This window comes from Methylobacterium sp. P3_A11 (assembly GCF_056403155.1).
The window spans coordinates 32,696-48,600 of the sequence record NZ_JBFUGA010000035.1 but is presented as its reverse complement, the minus strand read 5'-3'; the positions used below and the strand labels follow the sequence as shown (position 1 = coordinate 48,600).

At 67.3% G+C, this 15,905-nt stretch carries 15 protein-coding genes and 1 pseudogene; 8 read left to right on the top strand and 8 right to left on the bottom strand.

Annotated features, from left to right (window positions below; all coding sequences use genetic code 11):
* Both AC1DXK_RS13275 and AC1DXK_RS13270 read right to left on the bottom strand, forming a co-directional pair.
* Window positions 1-169 (bottom strand): annotated as a pseudogene (locus AC1DXK_RS13275) (acetamidase/formamidase family protein); the annotation flags it as partial.
* 83 nt (window positions 170-252) lie between these two features.
* Complete coding sequence (locus AC1DXK_RS13270; RefSeq protein ID WP_457106373.1) at window positions 253-2,583, bottom strand: NADP-dependent malic enzyme; 2,331 nt, start codon at window positions 2,581-2,583, stop codon at window positions 253-255.
* A 78-nt stretch (window positions 2,584-2,661) separates the two neighbouring features.
* Here AC1DXK_RS13270 and AC1DXK_RS13265 point away from each other — a divergent pair, with 78 nt between their 5' ends.
* Together AC1DXK_RS13265 and AC1DXK_RS13260 are read left to right on the top strand one after the other, a co-directional pair.
* The gene (locus AC1DXK_RS13265) at window positions 2,662-3,279 is read left to right on the top strand and encodes a CatB-related O-acetyltransferase (RefSeq protein WP_457106411.1); all 618 of its coding nucleotides are present in this window, start codon (window positions 2,662-2,664) and stop codon (window positions 3,277-3,279) included.
* Window positions 3,280-3,324: 45 nt separating this feature from the next.
* A complete protein-coding gene (locus tag AC1DXK_RS13260; RefSeq protein WP_457106372.1) occupies window positions 3,325-3,579 on the top strand; it encodes a DUF3297 family protein in 255 nt (84 codons plus the stop codon).
* Between the two features lie 13 nt (window positions 3,580-3,592).
* On the opposite strand, the gene AC1DXK_RS13255 is transcribed toward AC1DXK_RS13260, so the two are convergent.
* From AC1DXK_RS13255 to aspS, 6 genes are all read right to left on the bottom strand, one after another.
* The gene (locus AC1DXK_RS13255; protein ID WP_457106371.1) at window positions 3,593-4,276 is read right to left on the bottom strand and encodes a hypothetical protein; all 684 of its coding nucleotides are present in this window, start codon (window positions 4,274-4,276) and stop codon (window positions 3,593-3,595) included.
* A complete protein-coding gene (locus AC1DXK_RS13250) occupies window positions 4,273-5,319 on the bottom strand; it encodes a hypothetical protein (protein ID WP_457106370.1) in 1,047 nt (348 codons plus the stop codon). The genes AC1DXK_RS13255 and AC1DXK_RS13250 overlap by 4 nt, the downstream gene beginning before the upstream one ends.
* A 62-nt stretch (window positions 5,320-5,381) precedes the next feature.
* A complete protein-coding gene (locus AC1DXK_RS13245) occupies window positions 5,382-5,714 on the bottom strand; it encodes a hypothetical protein (RefSeq protein WP_457106369.1) in 333 nt (110 codons plus the stop codon).
* Entirely contained in the window at window positions 5,711-6,787 is a 1,077-nt protein-coding gene (locus AC1DXK_RS13240) for an acyltransferase family protein (protein ID WP_457106368.1), read from the bottom strand. The genes AC1DXK_RS13245 and AC1DXK_RS13240 overlap by 4 nt, the downstream gene beginning before the upstream one ends.
* Window positions 6,784-7,656: a glycosyltransferase family 2 protein gene (locus AC1DXK_RS13235; RefSeq protein ID WP_457106367.1), complete on the bottom strand. Its 873-nt coding sequence runs from the start codon at window positions 7,654-7,656 to the stop codon at window positions 6,784-6,786. The genes AC1DXK_RS13240 and AC1DXK_RS13235 overlap by 4 nt, the downstream gene beginning before the upstream one ends.
* Window positions 7,657-7,679: 23 nt before the next feature.
* The gene (gene aspS / locus AC1DXK_RS13230) at window positions 7,680-9,524 is read right to left on the bottom strand and encodes an aspartate--tRNA ligase (RefSeq protein ID WP_457106366.1); all 1,845 of its coding nucleotides are present in this window, start codon (window positions 9,522-9,524) and stop codon (window positions 7,680-7,682) included.
* A gap of 222 nt (window positions 9,525-9,746) precedes the next feature.
* Between aspS and AC1DXK_RS13225 the strand changes: the two genes are divergently transcribed.
* The 6 genes from AC1DXK_RS13225 (at window position 9,747) to xoxJ (ending at window position 15,865) form a co-directional block, all read left to right on the top strand.
* Entirely contained in the window at window positions 9,747-10,067 is a 321-nt protein-coding gene (locus tag AC1DXK_RS13225; protein ID WP_457106365.1) for a hypothetical protein, read from the top strand.
* 95 nt (window positions 10,068-10,162) lie between these two features.
* Entirely contained in the window at window positions 10,163-11,350 is a 1,188-nt protein-coding gene (rnd, locus tag AC1DXK_RS13220; protein ID WP_457106364.1) for a ribonuclease D, read from the top strand.
* A 110-nt stretch (window positions 11,351-11,460) separates the two neighbouring features.
* The gene (locus AC1DXK_RS13215; protein ID WP_457106363.1) at window positions 11,461-11,748 is read left to right on the top strand and encodes a hypothetical protein; all 288 of its coding nucleotides are present in this window, start codon (window positions 11,461-11,463) and stop codon (window positions 11,746-11,748) included.
* A 718-nt stretch (window positions 11,749-12,466) separates the two neighbouring features.
* The gene (gene xoxF1, locus AC1DXK_RS13210) at window positions 12,467-14,272 is read left to right on the top strand and encodes a lanthanide-dependent methanol dehydrogenase XoxF1 (protein WP_477297995.1); all 1,806 of its coding nucleotides are present in this window, start codon (window positions 12,467-12,469) and stop codon (window positions 14,270-14,272) included.
* Between the two features lie 133 nt (window positions 14,273-14,405).
* Window positions 14,406-15,020: a c-type cytochrome, methanol metabolism-related gene (locus AC1DXK_RS13205; protein ID WP_457106361.1), complete on the top strand. Its 615-nt coding sequence runs from the start codon at window positions 14,406-14,408 to the stop codon at window positions 15,018-15,020.
* Entirely contained in the window at window positions 15,005-15,865 is an 861-nt protein-coding gene (gene xoxJ / locus AC1DXK_RS13200) for a rare earth element methanol dehydrogenase accessory protein XoxJ (protein ID WP_457106360.1), read from the top strand. Before AC1DXK_RS13205 ends, xoxJ begins: the two co-directional genes overlap by 16 nt.
* Window positions 15,866-15,905: the final 40 nt, after the last annotated feature.

The following is a 15,905-nucleotide window of genomic DNA, read 5'->3' as shown; positions in this document are numbered from 1 at the left end:
GGGCGGGGCCGACCAGCGAGGGGCCGCCGGCCGCGAAGGCTGCGGCGGCGGCGCCGGTCGCCGCGAAGCCGCTTTTCAGGAACGCGCGCCGCTCCGGTTCCAGATCCCGCCGGAACCGGCGGCGGTGCTCCTCGAAGTCATGGCAGGTCGGATCGTCGCCCGCGCACATGGCGTCATCTCCCGGCGTTCTGGTATCCCCGGGAACGGGCAAGCAAATCGACGGCCACGCGCGCGGCCGCCGACCCGGCCGGTCTATGCGGAGATCATTCCGGCCCCGCTCTCGCCGGTGGCGACCGGGATGGCCTCGTCCGCCTGGGCCTCGACAACCGCCGCGGCCGTGACGTTGACGATGCCGCGGGCGGTCACCGAGGGCGTCAGGATGTGGGCTGGCTTGGCCGGACCGATCAGCAGCGGCCCCACCGGGAGCGCGTCCGCCAGCACCTTGGCGAACTGGAAGGCGATGTTGGCCGCGTCGAGGTTGGGAAAGATCAGCACGTTGGCCGCGCCCTTGAGGCGAGAGCCCGGCAGCACGCGATCGCGCACCATCTCGTTCAGGGCCGAATCGGCCTGCATCTCGCCGTCGACCATCAGGTCGGGATCGCGCCGCTGCAGGAGCGCGAGGGCGTCGCGCATCTTCATCGCGGAGGGTGAGTCCGACTGGCCGAAATCGGAGTGGCTCAGCAGCGCGATCTTCGGCGTCATCCCGAAGCGGCTGACATGGCTGGCGCAGGCCTGCGCCACGTCCGCGATCTCCTCGGCGGTGGGGTTCTGGCGAACATGGGTGTCGGCCAGGAAGTAGGCGCCGTTATGGGTCACCACGAGGCTCATGGCCGCGCATTGCTCCACGCCGGGTGCGAGCCCGATCACGTCGCGGATGATGCGCAGCCGGGTCTCGAACCGGCCCTCCAGGCCGCAGATCAGGGCGTCGGCCTCGCCGCGGCGCACCGCGATGGCCCCGATCACGGTGTTGTTGGTGCGCACCAGCGTGCGGGCCGCGTCCGGCGTAATGCCGCGCCGGCCCGCGACCTCGAGGTAGGTCTGCACGTAGGCGCGGTAGCGCGGATCGTCCTCGGGATCGATCAGCTCGAAGTCGCGGCCGTGCTCGATCGACAGGCCGAAGCGCTTCAGCCGGGTCTCCACAACCCGCGGACGGCCGACCAGGATCGGCCGCGCGACCTTGTCCTCGACGATCGCCTGGACGGCGCGGAGCACCCGCTCGTCCTCGCCCTCCGCGTAGATCACCCGCTTGGGCTCGCTCTTCGCCTTCGAGAACAGCGGCTTCATGATCAGGCCCGAGCGGTGCACGAACCGGTCGAGGCTGTCGACGTAGGCGTCGAGGTCGGCGAGGGGCCGGCCGGCCACGCCCGAATCCATGGCGGCCTTGGCCACGGCCGGGGCGATGCGCAGGATCAGCCGCGGGTCGAAGGGGCTCGGGATCAGGGATTTCGGCCCGAAAGGCCGGGCCTCGCCACCATAGGCCCGGGCGACCACGTCCGAGGTGGTCTCGTGGGCCAGACCCGCGATCGCCTTCACGGCGGCCTTCTTCATCTCCTCGTTGATCTTGTGGGCGCCGACATCCAGCGCGCCGCGGAAGATGTACGGGAAGCACAGGACGTTGTTGACCTGGTTCGGGAAATCCGACCGGCCGGTGCAGATCATCGCGTCCGGCCGCTCCTTCTCGGCCAGATCCGGCATGATCTCCGGGTAGGGGTTGGCGAGCGCCATGATCAGCGGCTTCTCGGCCATCTCCTTGAGGTATTCGGGCTTCAGGACGCCGCCGGCCGAGAGGCCGATGAACACGTCCGCGCCCGGGATGACCTCCGCGAGCGTCCGCTTGTCGGTCTCCTGGGCGTAGACGTCCTTCCAGCGGTCCATCAGCTCCGGGCGGCCCTTGTAGACCACGCCCTTGATGTCGGTGACCGTGATGTTCTCACGGGTGGCGCCGAGCGAGACGAGGAGGTTCAGGCAGGCGAGCGCCGCCGCGCCCGCTCCGGAGGTGACGATCCGGACGTCGGAGAGCGTCTTGCCGGCGAGTTCCAGGCCGTTGAGGACGGCCGCGGCCACGATGATCGCGGTGCCGTGCTGGTCGTCGTGAAAGACCGGGATGTTCATCCGAGCCCGGCACTGCTCCTCGACCTCGAAGCACTCCGGAGCCTTGATGTCCTCGAGGTTGATGCCGCCGAAGGTCGGCTCCAGGGCGCAGACCACGTCGACGAGCTTGGACACGTCCTTCTGGTCGACCTCGATGTCGAAGACGTCGATGCCGGCGAACTTCTTGAACAGGACCGCCTTGCCCTCCATCACGGGCTTGGACGCCAGCGGGCCGATATCGCCCAGGCCGAGCACGGCCGTGCCGTTGGAGAGCACCGCCACGAGGTTCTGGCGGATCGTGAGGGTCGCGGCCTCCTGCGGATCGTCGTAGATCGCCATGCAGGCCGCCGCCACGCCGGGGGAATAGGCCAGGGCGAGGTCGCGCTGGTTGCCCAGCGGCTTCGTCGCCTGGATCTCCAGCTTTCCGGGCTTGGGCAGGCGGTGGTAGACGAGCGCCCCGGCCTTGAGGTCCTCGGACATGTTATCGGCCATCGCCCACGCTCCCGCTCACCTGCTTTTCCGAGGACGACGCGGTCGCGCATCGCACCGGTCCGCGTCGTGATCGGTCTGTTGCACCGGCTGCGCAGGGGGCGCAACCCGCACAACGAGACCCGGATCCACCTCGCCAAGCTGGCGAGGACCTACGGCTTCTCCATAGGCGCTTATTCGTACGGGCGTCCAAAAGTCCGCTTCCCGGAGAGCGGCCGGCGGCTGACGATCGGCCGCTATTGTTCCATCGCCGACAAGGTCGAGATCCTGCTCGGCGGCGACCACCGGTTGGACTGGGTTTCCACCTACCCGTTCGCCGCGATGCGCGGTCTGTTCCCGGAGGCGCGGGCGCCGGAGGATTACCACGCCTCCCGGGGCGACGTGGTGATCGGGCACGATGTCTGGCTCGGGTCCGGCTGCATGATCCTCTCGGGGGTCACGATCGGGCACGGGGCCGTGGTGGCGGCCCGCGCCGTGGTCACCCGCGACGTGCCCGCCTACGCGGTGGTGGCGGGCAATCCCGCGCGGGTGGTGCGGCACCGGTTCGACGCGGCGACCGCGGAGGCCCTGGTGGCGGCGGCGTGGTGGGACCTGCCGCACGCCGACGTGACGCGGCTGGTGCCCCTGCTGCAGGGCGGCGACGCGCCGTACCTGATCGCGGCAGCGGCCGCCGTTGCAGGCGAGCAGGGGATTGCGTAATCCGCGGCCCATCTTCGCCGCTCACGCAGAACTGAGAGCCTGACCATGTCCGATCCCGCGCTGCCCGACCGCCTCTCGGTCAACCCCGACAGCCCATATTACGATGCGACCCTGCTCGAGCGTGGCGTCGGCATCCGCTTCAAGGGCGTCGAGAAGACCAACGTCGAAGAATATTGCGTGAGCGAGGGCTGGGTGCGCCTCTCGGCCGGCAAGACCCTCGACCGCGCCGGCAACCCGATGACGGTGAAGCTGAAGGGCACGGTGGAGCCGTACCTGCGCGACGCGGCGGACGCGGGCTGAGATCCACGCCGGCTCATCGCTCCAGCGGGAAGGGGGTGGGCTCCCAATAGGGCTCCAGCTCCGTTCCCCGGACGTTGGCCGCCTCCCATGCGTGCAGGATCTTGGCCAGCGCCGGGCGATCGCCGGCCATGAGCGGTTCCGCAACCGCGGCGAGCTGCACCTGCCATTGATGCGGGCGCGACCCCGGCGGGAACGACTTACCGGCGTGCCAGGGTTGTTGTTCGTGCCAGATTCTTCGAGCGGCATCGAGGTCGCCGGCCGCGATGTGGACGATCATGCGGTCTTCGTGGGGCTCGTCGCGGATTTGATGGGGCCTTGGCGGCAGCGTCGCGTAGCCTTCCGGCGTTCCATAGAATGCCAGTTTCGGAAGCGCGACGTCTTCCAGTACCGCAATGACCTCTGGTATCATCGTGGAGTCAGACCAGCGCCAGAATTTCTCTGCGGACGTAACAGGCCTTGCCAACCCTTCGAAGTATGTGCCGATGGCAATATCCCCGCGCAGTCCTGCAAGATAGAGTGCCGTTAAAACCAGCCGTGGCCAGCAACAATCTGGGTCGGAGCAACGCTCGATAAGGATGCCACGGGCGATATGATGAACAGGCGCTACAACCAAGTAACGGCCGCCTGCCTGCTTGAGATTTGAATGATTTTTCTTCAATATTTGAAATATCGGACGGACTTGGCGAGCGTTCGTCATGCCATTGGCTTTATCTGAATTAGAATATATCGAAGGATACCCGGGTAGCGCCTCTGTACGACGGTGGCAACATCGATTGCACGTGGTCCTCGGAGGTGCGCGTCTCCGGTCTTGTGATCGTATACACAGACGGTCGATGGTTGTGAATGCTCAAGCACGTCTAGCCGGATTGTTCCGCGTGCGCCATACTTACCATCTGCGCCCGACGTGGCATCGTAGGACGTCTCAGCCAATAAATTGGGATCATTTTTGGAATTTATAATGCCAGAAATGCCAGCGTGGACCTTATTGCCAAAATCCCTTCCGTCGAAGTAGTTGCCAGACGCCCTTACATCAGCAGCCACGGAATCCGCTATAGCCTGTACCTCCCGATTACGCGGACATAGTTGATCCAACTCGGATTGTCCGATGGCCCCGACCCACATGGCTCGATCGTCGTAGGCATCACCTGGAATGTACTCACTCGCTGGCGCAGTAAAAATAGCCTTGCGATTATCTGTGTTCCTTCCAGACAGAACCGAAAAGAGCGACCCCGCCGCATCAAGCGTTCTCGCGAAGCGCCGCGCCAGGTCATCGTCTGGGCGCGGCCGGCTTCGGGCCGGTTGGACGAAGGCCTCCGGTTCCGCCCCATCCTGCGTGAGTACGCTTCGCGCCAGGATCTCGCCGCTGTCGCCGTCGCGGATCGTCTGGGTGAGACCTGACGTCTCGAAGACCGTGCGCGTGCCGTCCGGTCCGGTGACCGTATGCTGCTCGTCCCATTCCGTGTGCGGTCTGGCTCGGATCCGGATCGAGAGAACCCGCGACCCATCTCCGAGGACCGCGTCTTCTGTTTGCGATTGCGCCGCGGACGCACCGTCGGCGCCGTCCGAAGTCCAGCGGCCGCCATCGGACTGCCCGGCCGGTGCGCGCGGCTGGTCGGGTCGGTACTTGCGGTTCAAGACCCGCTCTAACCGGATCAGCTTGACGCCGACCGCGAGGCCCGAGAGTTCGGCGCGGAGAATCGCAATCTCCCGAGCATGACGATCCGTGATCACGCGCGCCATCGGCCCTACCCTCCGCTCGGACAAAATGCCTAGCTTTGGCGGCCGTTTATGTCAATGTTTTCCTATTGTCCGGTCCTTCGATCTTCCTCTGCAAGGCTTGCGGTCGCGCGAGCCGCATAGTCCCGAAGGGCCGCCGCGATCATCGCCTCGATCTGGCCGGCCCGTTTCGGCACCGCCACGACGAGGCTGGTCGCGACCTCGGGATGGGTCCGTCGCTGCCGCGGGCGGCGCGCATGGTTGGACAGACGAAGGGTGGCGTCCTGGCCCGGACGCGCGAGGTAGAGGCTGTCGCCGCGCTCGTTCCGGGCGACGACCGTGAAACCTTGGGCCTCCAGCAGCCTCGCTGCCAGCGCCAAGGCGGCGGCAGGCGGGAGCGGCCTGTCGGGATCGCTCACGGTCCCGCCGGCTCAATCGTGCCCAGGCGTCGCCGCCCGAGCGCCCGCGCCTTCAGCGCCAGGGCCGGCCGCTCGACCCCGTACCAGGACAGGGCCGCCACCGGCAGCGTCACCGCGAGGGCAGGGGCGAGCAGCGCGACTCCGGAGGCCTCCGGCCACAGGGCGTGCAGGGTCTGCTGCACCGGCCAGCCATAGAGATAGGTCCCGTAGGACAGGTCGGCCGACGGATCGAACGGCCTGAGGGCCATCGGCCCGAGGGCGAGCCAGATCACGCCGTAGGCCTCGGCCAGGAACAGCAGGGCCGGGTAGGCCGGCGTCCGCGCGAGAACGACCGCGCCGAAGGCCAGGCAGGCGAGGGCGGCGGCCGAGACCCGCAGCCGGTCGCGCCACAGATAGAGCCCGGCCCCCGCCGCGAAGATCAGCGGCAGGCGCAGGGCTGTCTCGGTGCCTTTCGCGAGTTCGGATCCCCGCAGGCCGGTCACGACCGACAGGGCCAGCGCCAGCCCGGCCACGATCAGGACCGCCGACCAGCGTCGCCGGAGCAGGCCGCTCAAGGCGGCGGCGAGAACCCCGAGGTAGCACAGCACCTCATACTTCAGCGTCCAGACCGTTCCGAGCGGTGCCCGGTAGGGGTTGGCCTCGAAGACTCCGGGGAGGGCGGCGTTGCTCTTGAAGGTCGTCAGGGTTCCGCGAATGAAGGACCACACACCCGGGTCTCGCAGATAGTCGGCGACCGGCAGGCGGGTGAGCGCCGCACCTAGCCCCAGGGACACCACCAGCGTCGCGGCCACGAGCCCCGGCACGATGCGCAGGGTCCGGGCGATGACGTAGTCGCGGATCCCGCGGCGGTCGCAGCTCATGGTGACGAGGAAGCCCGACACGGCGAAGAAGCCGTTCACCGCGTGCTCGCCGAGGGTGTAGCCGGTGAAACCGGCCAGGGGCTCGTCGCCGGCCGCGCCGGTCGCGACGCTGAAGGCGTGGGACACGACGACCGCGAGGGCCAGGGCCAGCCGCAGGCCGGTGAAGCCGTTGCGCCCACGCTCGAGCGCGGCCGCGATCGTCGGCGCCGTCATTCCGTCAGGCCCTCGCGGGTCAGCGCGTCGCGGCCGCGCAGGAAGGCGAGGGCGCCCGCCGCGGAGCCGCCATAGCGCTCGAGACCCGCCCGACGCAGGACCAGGGCGGAGAGCAGGACTTTCGGCAGGTTGGTCATCAGGGCCGCGATGCTCGGATCCGGCAGGCCGTATTTGCGGCTGACATAGGCCCGTGACCACGCTTGGTGCCAGCGGGACCGGAAGACCCGCCCCGGCTCCGGCGCCGACGATCGGCCGCGCCCGTGCAGCGCCGTCGCGGCGTGGACATGGACCAGTGCCCGGCCGGCCTCGGCGACGCGGCGGCACAGGTCGTCATCCTCGTAGAACAGGAAGATGTTCTCGTCGAAGCCGCCGAGATCCAGGAACAGGGCGCGGGGCATCATCAGGCAGGCCCCGGAGAGGAACGGGGCGCAGGCATCGCCCTGCGGCAGCGCGAGCCGGCCGCCGGGATTCCCGAGATGGGGCGCCAGGAGGGAGCGCGCCTGGAAGAAGAAGCGCCCGTCGGGTTCGACGAGGCGCGGAGCCAGGATGCCGGCATCCGGCCAGGTCCGGGCCGCGTCCAGGAGGGCATCCACGGCCCCGGGGTGCAGCACAACGTCCGGATTGACGATCAGGACATGCTCGGCGGTCTCGGCCGCACGGACGCCCCGGTTGTTCGCGCGACCGTAGCCCTCGTTCCGGGCATTGCGGATCACCTGCGCGCCGGCGGCCTCCGCGACGGCCGCGGAGGCGTCCCGGCTGGCATTGTCTACCACGATCGCCGGCACGTGCTGGCCGGCGAGCGCCGCGAGGCAGGCGGGCAGGACGTCGGCGCTGTCGTGGGCGACGACGATCGCGACGAGGCTCGCCACCGCGCGGCAGGTCTATCGACGCCTCAGGCCTTCTTCTCGGGCAGGTTGAGCCGGATGTGCAGCTCGCGCAGCTGCTTGGGCGTCGCCTCGGAGGGCGCGCCCATCATCAGGTCCTCGGCGCGCTGGTTCATCGGGAACAGCACCACCTCGCGGATGTTCGGCTCGTTGCACAGGAGCATGACGATGCGGTCGACGCCCGGCGCGATGCCGCCGTGCGGCGGGGCGCCCATGCGCAGGGCATTGAGCATGCCCCCGAATTTCTGCTCCAGCACCTCGTGGCCGTAGCCCGCGATGGCGAACGCCTTCTCCATCACGTCCGGACGGTGGTTACGGATCGCCCCGGAGGACAGCTCCACGCCGTTGCAGACGATGTCGTACTGGAACGCCTTGATGCCGAGGATCCGCTTGGTGTTCGGGCCGTTCTCGTCCTCGGAAGCCAGGGCATCGAGGTCGAGCGCCAGGAACTCCTCGCGGTCGATATTGGGCATCGAGAACGGGTTGTGGGAGAAGTCGATCCGCTTCTCCTCCTCGCTCCACTCGTACATCGGGAAGTCGGTGATCCAGCAGAAGGCGTACTGGTCCTTGTCGCAGAGGCCCAGCTCGTCGCCGATGCGGATCCGCGCCTTGCCGGCGAGGCCGGCCGCCTTGCCCTCGGTGCCAGCGGAGAAGAACACCGCGTCGCCGGCCTTGGCGCCGGCCCTCTCGGCGATCAGCTTCTGAACGTCGGCCGGAATGAACTTGGCGATCGGCCCCTTGCCGGAGAGCTGCCCGTTTTCCTCTTCGAACACGATGTAGCCGAGACCCGGCGCGCCCTCGGACCGCGCCCAGTCGTTGAGCTTGTCGAAGAACGAACGCGGCTGAGACGCCGCACCGGTCGCCGGGATCGCCCGGACCACGCCGCCCCCGGCAATCACGCCCTTGAACGCCTTGAAGGCCACGTCCTCGCGGGCGAAGGCGTCCGTGACGTCGGCGATGATCAACGGGTTGCGCAGGTCCGGCTTGTCGACGCCGTATTTCAGCATCGAATCGGCGTAGGTGATGCGCGGGAACGCCTGCGTGACGCGCTTGCCCTCGGCAAAGTCGTCGAAAACGCCGCGCAGGACCGGCTCCACCGCCTGGAACACGTCCTCCTGGGTGACGAAGCTCATCTCGATGTCGAGCTGGTAGAACTCGCCCGGCGAGCGGTCGGCCCGGGCGTCCTCGTCGCGGAAGCAGGGCGCGATCTGGAAATAGCGGTCGAAGCCCGCGATCATCGTGAGCTGCTTGAACTGCTGCGGCGCCTGCGGGAGCGCGTAGAACTTGCCCGGATGGACGCGCGACGGCACGAGGTAGTCGCGGGCGCCCTCGGGGGACGACGCGGTCAGAATCGGCGTCTGGAACTCGAAGAACCCACCCTCGCGCATCCGGCGGCGGAGCGAATCGATGATCGCGCCGCGCTTCATGATGTTGGCGTGCAGCTTCTCCCGCCGCAGGTCGAGGAAGCGGTACCGGAGCCGCGTCTCTTCAGGATATTCGAGGTCGCCGAACACCGGCAGCGGCAGCTCGCCCGCCGGACCCAGCACCTCCAGGTCGTCGATGTAGACCTCGACCGCGCCCGTCGGCAGCTCGGCATTCTCGGTACCGGCCGGCCGGGTGCGGACGCGGCCGTCGATCCGCACCACCCATTCCGAGCGCACCCCCTCGGCCGCCTTGAAGGCCGGCGAGTCGGAATCCACCACGCACTGCGTCAGGCCGTAATGGTCGCGCAGGTCGATGAACAGCACGCCCCCGTGGTCGCGGATGCGGTGGCACCAGCCGGAGAGGCGGACGCTCTGCCCGACGTCGGACGGGCGGATCGCCCCGCAGGTGTGGGAACGGTAACGGTGCATGTCGGGCTACTTCTCTGGGAAGGCCGGCACCATTCACGCGAGGCCCCCCAAGTCAAGCGCGGGACGCACAAGGCGGCGCCGAATGCCGATCCGGAACCGCCCGCCGGCCTACCGGTCGGGCCGTCCCATCCCCATATCATGTCCATGAACGACAACGCTTTTTCCCGCCCGTCGCGAACCGCCGGGCCGCCGCGGTCGACGTCCGTATCGGGATGGCGGACATTGCCGCTCACGGGTGACTTCGACATCGTCTACGAGGATGCGGCCGGCGCCTGGAGCAGCCGGTCCCTCGACGCGCGGGAACTCAGGCTCGGCCCGGGGCGGACGCTGCTCGGCGGTCTCGATCGACGGCGCGGAGGCTACCGGGGATTCCGGGTCGACCGGATCCGCCGCCTCGTCGACAGGGCCACCGGCGAGCGCATCGAGACGGGAATCCTCGACAGACTTCTCAAGTGTGCAGAGCTACAGCGTCGCGCCGACGCGTCGCGGATCCGTCGGCAGGCGCGCGCGCGCCGGACGGCGGCGGTTGCGGCTTTGGGGTGAGGACAACAGGTCGACGATGACAGGAAACGCGCGAAAGATGGGGACCTTCCCGGGCGCGGCTCCCCATGGGCGTCGCGGTTGCGTATAGGCGGTCCATGGACCTGATCACCACCACTGACGCGCTGCGCCAGATCTGCTCTCGCCTCGCCGAGCAACCCTTCGTGACCGTCGACACGGAGTTCATGCGCGAGACGACATACTATCCGAAGCTCTGCCTGATCCAGATGGCGGCGCCGGACGGTACGGGCGTGCTCGTCGACCCCCTGGCTCCGGGGATCGACCTCGACCCGTTCATCGCGCTGATGGCCGACGAGCGCACGGTGAAGGTGTTCCACTCCGCCCGGCAGGATCTGGAGATCATCTGGTTGATGGGCGGGATCCTCCCGCACCCGTTCTTCGACACGCAGGTCGCCGCCATGGTGTGCGGCTACGGCGATTCCGTATCGTACGAGCAGCTCGTCAACGACGTCGCCAAGGCGAAGATCGACAAGTCGTCCCGCTTCACCGACTGGTCGCGGCGCCCCCTCTCGGACGCGCAGCTGACCTACGCGCTGTCGGACGTCACCCACCTGGTGAAGGTCTACGAGGTTCTCGTCGCCGAGTTGCTGCGCACCGATCGCGGGGCCTGGCTCGACGAGGAGATGGCGGTGCTGACCTCTCCCGAGACCTACCGCGCCGATCCCGCGCAGGCGTGGCGGCGTCTCTCAGGGCGGATGCGCAAGCCCCGCGAGATCGCCGTCCTGATGGAAGTGGCGGCTTGGCGCGAGAGCGAGGCGCAGGCGCGCAACGTTCCGCGCGGGCGCGTCCTGAAGGATGAGGCGGTCATCGATATCGCCTCGGCGGCACCGCGGAATGCCGAGGCGCTCGGGCGGTTGCGCACGATCCCGGCGGGCTTCGAGCGATCCCGGACGGGCGCCGACATCGTTGCGGCGGTGGAGCGCGGGCTCGCCCGCGACACCGGTTCCGTCCAGATGCCCGAGCGCGTCCGCCGGAGCGGAGGCAACGGCGCGATCGTCGAACTTCTGAAGGTCCTGCTGAAAGCGGTCTGTGAGGCCGAGGGCGTCGCGCCCAAGATCATCGCCACCGTCGACGATCTGGAGGCGGTGGCCGACGATGACGGGGCCGCAGTGCCGGCCCTGCAGGGATGGCGCCGGACGCTGTTCGGCGAAAAGGCTCTGGCTCTGAAGCAGGGCCGGCTGGCGCTCTCGGTCGAGGCCGGGCGCATCGTGGTCCGGGCGCCCCAGGCGGAGCCGGTGGTCGCAAGCGCCGGCGCGGAAGGCTGACAACACCCCGGCGGTGGCGGAACGGTTACCAGTGCCGGGCGTGACTCGGTGGGGCAGCGGGATTAAATGGCAATAGGATTGCCGCTTATTCCCGCCCTTGCGTCCCGCGTATGTTCGAACCGAACGAGATTCTGAAGACGTTGACCGGCCGCGGTCTCGTCTCGGCGGAGGGTTGCGAACCCGTTCGCGTTCGCTACCGAATCGTCGTGGAGCGGCGTGACGATGGTGTCGTGGCTTACGGCAACTTGTACGGTAGTCACGCCGGACTGCGCCCGGTCTGGCTCGAGCCCGATGCGCAGCTCCGCCTGTCCAGCGGCCGCCGTCTGAACATTTCCATGACCGATCTGGTTGGCGATGTCGCGGAATTCGAAAGCACGGGTCCGGTTGGAGCCCTGTGAGTCGGCCTCGGACCGTCCGGGGCGCCGCGACGGGTGTCGAGCGCAGCCTGCTCCTTCTGTGAGCACGAACGCCGGACCGTCCGCCGAACCGATCGGGACGATTCGGCAATTTGACGCGCCCCCACCGCGCAGGAGCGCCCGGATCAAGGGCTAAAGAGCATGCGGCGACTGGGCGCACAGGGGGGATCCGGGAGAATTCGGCAAGGCGCTGCTGTCACGCCGCCTTGCACTGCACGCGCTCAGCCGCCCACGCTCGCTAGATCCCGGCCTCGCTCCGCCGCGCCGGCACGCAAATCGCGCATGCATGCACCAAGCAAAGGCCCGAAGACTGCAAGTCCTGCATGGACAGAGTGCGTCGCCCCGCTCCAACAGTGATCAGAACCGCAAAATCGTTTGTGCATCGCAGCATTTCTTTTCGCAGGGCGATGACATTCTTCATCCTTTTGTCACGCGAAAAGAAGCTTTCACCGTCTGCCCACAGGCCTCGAACAGCGAGTTGACGGCGCTCAAAAATCTCTTAAGGTCCGGGCAAGCCTCGGTTTCGAGGGAGCCGCCTCAGGGATGGCGGTTCCTGGCTAGGGGATCTGTAGATCTCCTCGAAGTCCACTATGCCCGCTACCGAGGCGTCCATCCCTGTCGCAAACAGTCAGGTCGGAGTCCGAGCGACGCCATTCTCTTCGCGCGCCGCAAGAACTCTCAAGACTTGTCGGAGGAACCCATGAGAGCGGTACATCTCCTTGCGCTCGGCGCAGGTGTCGCGGCCGTCGCCGCGCCGGCGCTGGCCAACGAAAGCGTCATGAAGGGCATCGCCAACCCGGCGGAACAGGTTCTTCAGACGGTCGACTACGCGAATACGCGCTACTCGAAGCTCGACCAGATCAACGCCAAGAACGTCAAGGATCTCCAGGTTGCCTGGACGTTCTCGACCGGCGTTCTGCGTGGGCACGAGGGCTCGCCGCTCGTGGTCGGCAACGTCATGTATGTGCACACGCCGTTCCCGAACATCGTGTACGCCCTTGACCTCGACCATGAGGCGAAGATCCTCTGGAAGTACGAGCCGAAGCAGGATCCGTCCGTGATCCCGGTCATGTGCTGTGACACGGTCAACCGTGGTCTGGCCTACGCCGACGGCGCCATCCTCCTGCACCAGGCTGACACCACCCTCGTGTCGCTCGACGCCAAGACCGGCAAGGTCAACTGGTCGGTCGTGAACGGCGACCCGAAGAAGGGCGAGACCAACACCGCCACGGTTCTGCCCGTGAAGGACAAGGTCATCGTCGGCATCTCGGGCGGCGAGTTCGGCGTGCAGTGCCACGTCACCGCCTACGACCTGAAGACCGGCAAGAAGGTGTGGCGCGGCTACTCCGAGGGTCCGGACGATCAGATGCTGATCGACCCGGAGAAGACCACCTCTCTCGGCAAGCCCGTCGGCAAGGACTCCTCGCTGAAGACCTGGGAAGGCGATCAGTGGAAGACCGGCGGCGGCTGCACCTGGGGCTGGTTCTCGTACGACCCCAAGCTCGACCTGATGTACTACGGCTCGGGCAACCCCTCGACCTGGAACCCCAAGCAGCGTCCGGGCGACAACAAGTGGTCGATGACCATCTGGGCGCGTAACCCGGATACCGGCGTCGCCAAGTGGGTCTACCAGATGACCCCCCACGACGAGTGGGACTACGACGGCATCAACGAGATGATCCTCACGGATCAGAAGGTTGACGGCAAGGATCAGCCGCTCCTGACCCACTTCGACCGTAACGGCTTCGGCTACACGCTGAACCGCGAGACCGGCGCCCTTCTGGTCGCCGAGAAGTACGACCCGGCCGTCAACTGGGCGTCCAAGGTCGATATGGACAAGGGCTCGAAGAACTACGGCCGTCCGCTGGTCGTGTCGAAGTACTCGACCGAGCAGAACGGTGAGGACACCAACTCCAAGGGCATCTGCCCGGCGGCCCTCGGGTCGAAGGATCAGCAGCCTGCGGYCTTCTCGCCGAAGACCAACCTGTTCTACGTGCCCACCAACCACGTCTGCATGGACTACGAGCCGTTCCGGGTGACCTACACCCCGGGCCAGCCCTACGTCGGTGCGACCCTCTCGATGTACCCGGCTCCGAACTCGCACGGCGGCATGGGCAACTTCATCGCGTGGGATGGCGTCAACGGCAAGATCAAGTGGTCCAACGCCGAGCAGTTCTCGGTGTGGTCCGGTGCTCTGGCCACCGCCGGCGACGTGGTGTTCTACGGAACGCTTGAGGGCTACCTGAAGGCGGTCGACGACAAGACCGGCAAGGAGCTCTACAAGTTCAAGACCCCGTCGGGCATCATCGGCAACGTGATGACCTACCAGCACAAGGGCAAGCAGTACGTGGGCGTCCTCTCGGGCGTCGGCGGCTGGGCCGGCATCGGCCTCGCGGCCGGCCTGACCGACCCGAATGCCGGCCTCGGCGCTGTGGGTGGCTACGCGGCTCTGACCCAGTACACCAACCTCGGCGGTCAGCTGACGGTCTTCGCCCTCCCGAACTAATCGGCCGCAGGGTTTGAAGTGAAAATCGGTGCCGGCGCGGGTTCCCGCGCCGGCATCGTTGTGATTAGACTTTCTCGCAAGAGGCTGCGGCTCGAAGGGAGACGAAAGGCCTCGCTCCAGGGAGACAGATGCGTTGCACAACCTCAGCAAGATCGTAACGCGGCCGCTCATCGCCGCCCTCGCCCTAGCGACCGTCTCGACGGTTGCCGTACATGCTGAGGATGCCAAGACCGCTGCCGACCCCAAGCTCGCCAATTCGCTGAACGCGAACGACAAGACGGCCGAGCAGGATTCCAAGCTGCTTGCGACCGACGCCGCCGTGAAGGTGGACGACGGCAAGTACACGGATGCCGAGGGTCACCCGACGTTCCACGTGACGCAGGACGGCAAGAAGCTCGATTGGTACACGTATTCCGGCTACCGCCGCTACCACGCCGAGTGCCACGTCTGCCACGGCCCGGACGGCATGGGCTCGACCTATGCGCCCGCCCTGAAGGACTCGCTGAAGCACCTCTCCTACGAGGAGTTCATCGGCATCCTCGCGGGTGGCAAGCAGGACGTGAATGCTGCCGAGCAGAAGGTCATGCCGGCCTTCGGCGATAACAAGAACGTCATGTGCTACTCGGATGACCTCTACGTCTATCTGAAGGCGCGCGCCGCCGGAGCGATCGGCCGTATCCGTCCCTCCGATCACGAGGATAAGCCCGACACCGCCAAGAAGGCGGAGAAGGAATGCATGGGCGGCTGATGTCGTCGCTCGCCCGGATCGCCGTCCTCTGCGCCTTGTCTCTGACCGGGGCGCAGGGGGCGCTCGCCCAGCACTTGCCGGATACGGTCACGACGGACGTCCTACGCGTCTGCGGTGATCCGGGCAACATGCCGTTCTCCGAACGCAAGGAGGACGGCTTCGAGAACAAGATCGCGGCGATCATCGCCGACGAACTGAAGGTCAAGCTCCGCTACTATTGGCTTACCCAGGGTCCGGGATTCGTGCGGAACACGCTCGGCACCGGCCTCTGCGACGTGATCATGGGGCAGGCCTTCGGAAGCGACTTGGTCCAGACCACCAATCCGTATTACCGGTCCGCCTATACGCTCATCACCCGCACGGGCGAGTTCGACGGCGTCATGGGCCTCGACGATCCCCGGCTGAAGGGCAAGAGCATCGGCGTCATCGCCGGGACGCCGCCGGTCAATCGGATGGGCGACCTCGGTCTGGTCTCGACCATGAAGGCCTACGCCCCGTACCAGCTCGACCCCGCGCGCAAGTACCAGACAGTGGCCGCCGAGATCATCGCGGCGCTGGCCGCCAAGGAGATCGACGCGGCCGTTCTCTGGGGTCCGGCGGCGGGCTGGCTCGCCAAGCAATCGCCGACGGCGATGAGCGTCGTGCCGTTGCTGAAGGAGCCGGAGCGGCCACCGATGGCCTATCGGATCGCCATGGGCGTCCGGATCGGCGAGAACGACTGGAAGCGTTCGCTCAACACCGTACTGCGCAAGCGCAAGGCCGACATCGACAAGGTCCTGCGGGAGTATGACGTGCCGCTCCTCGACGAGGACGACAGCAAGCTGGTCGAACCCGGCGATCGCTGACGCGCCGCGATCGCCCGTACGCCCGTCATCGTCTCGTCCT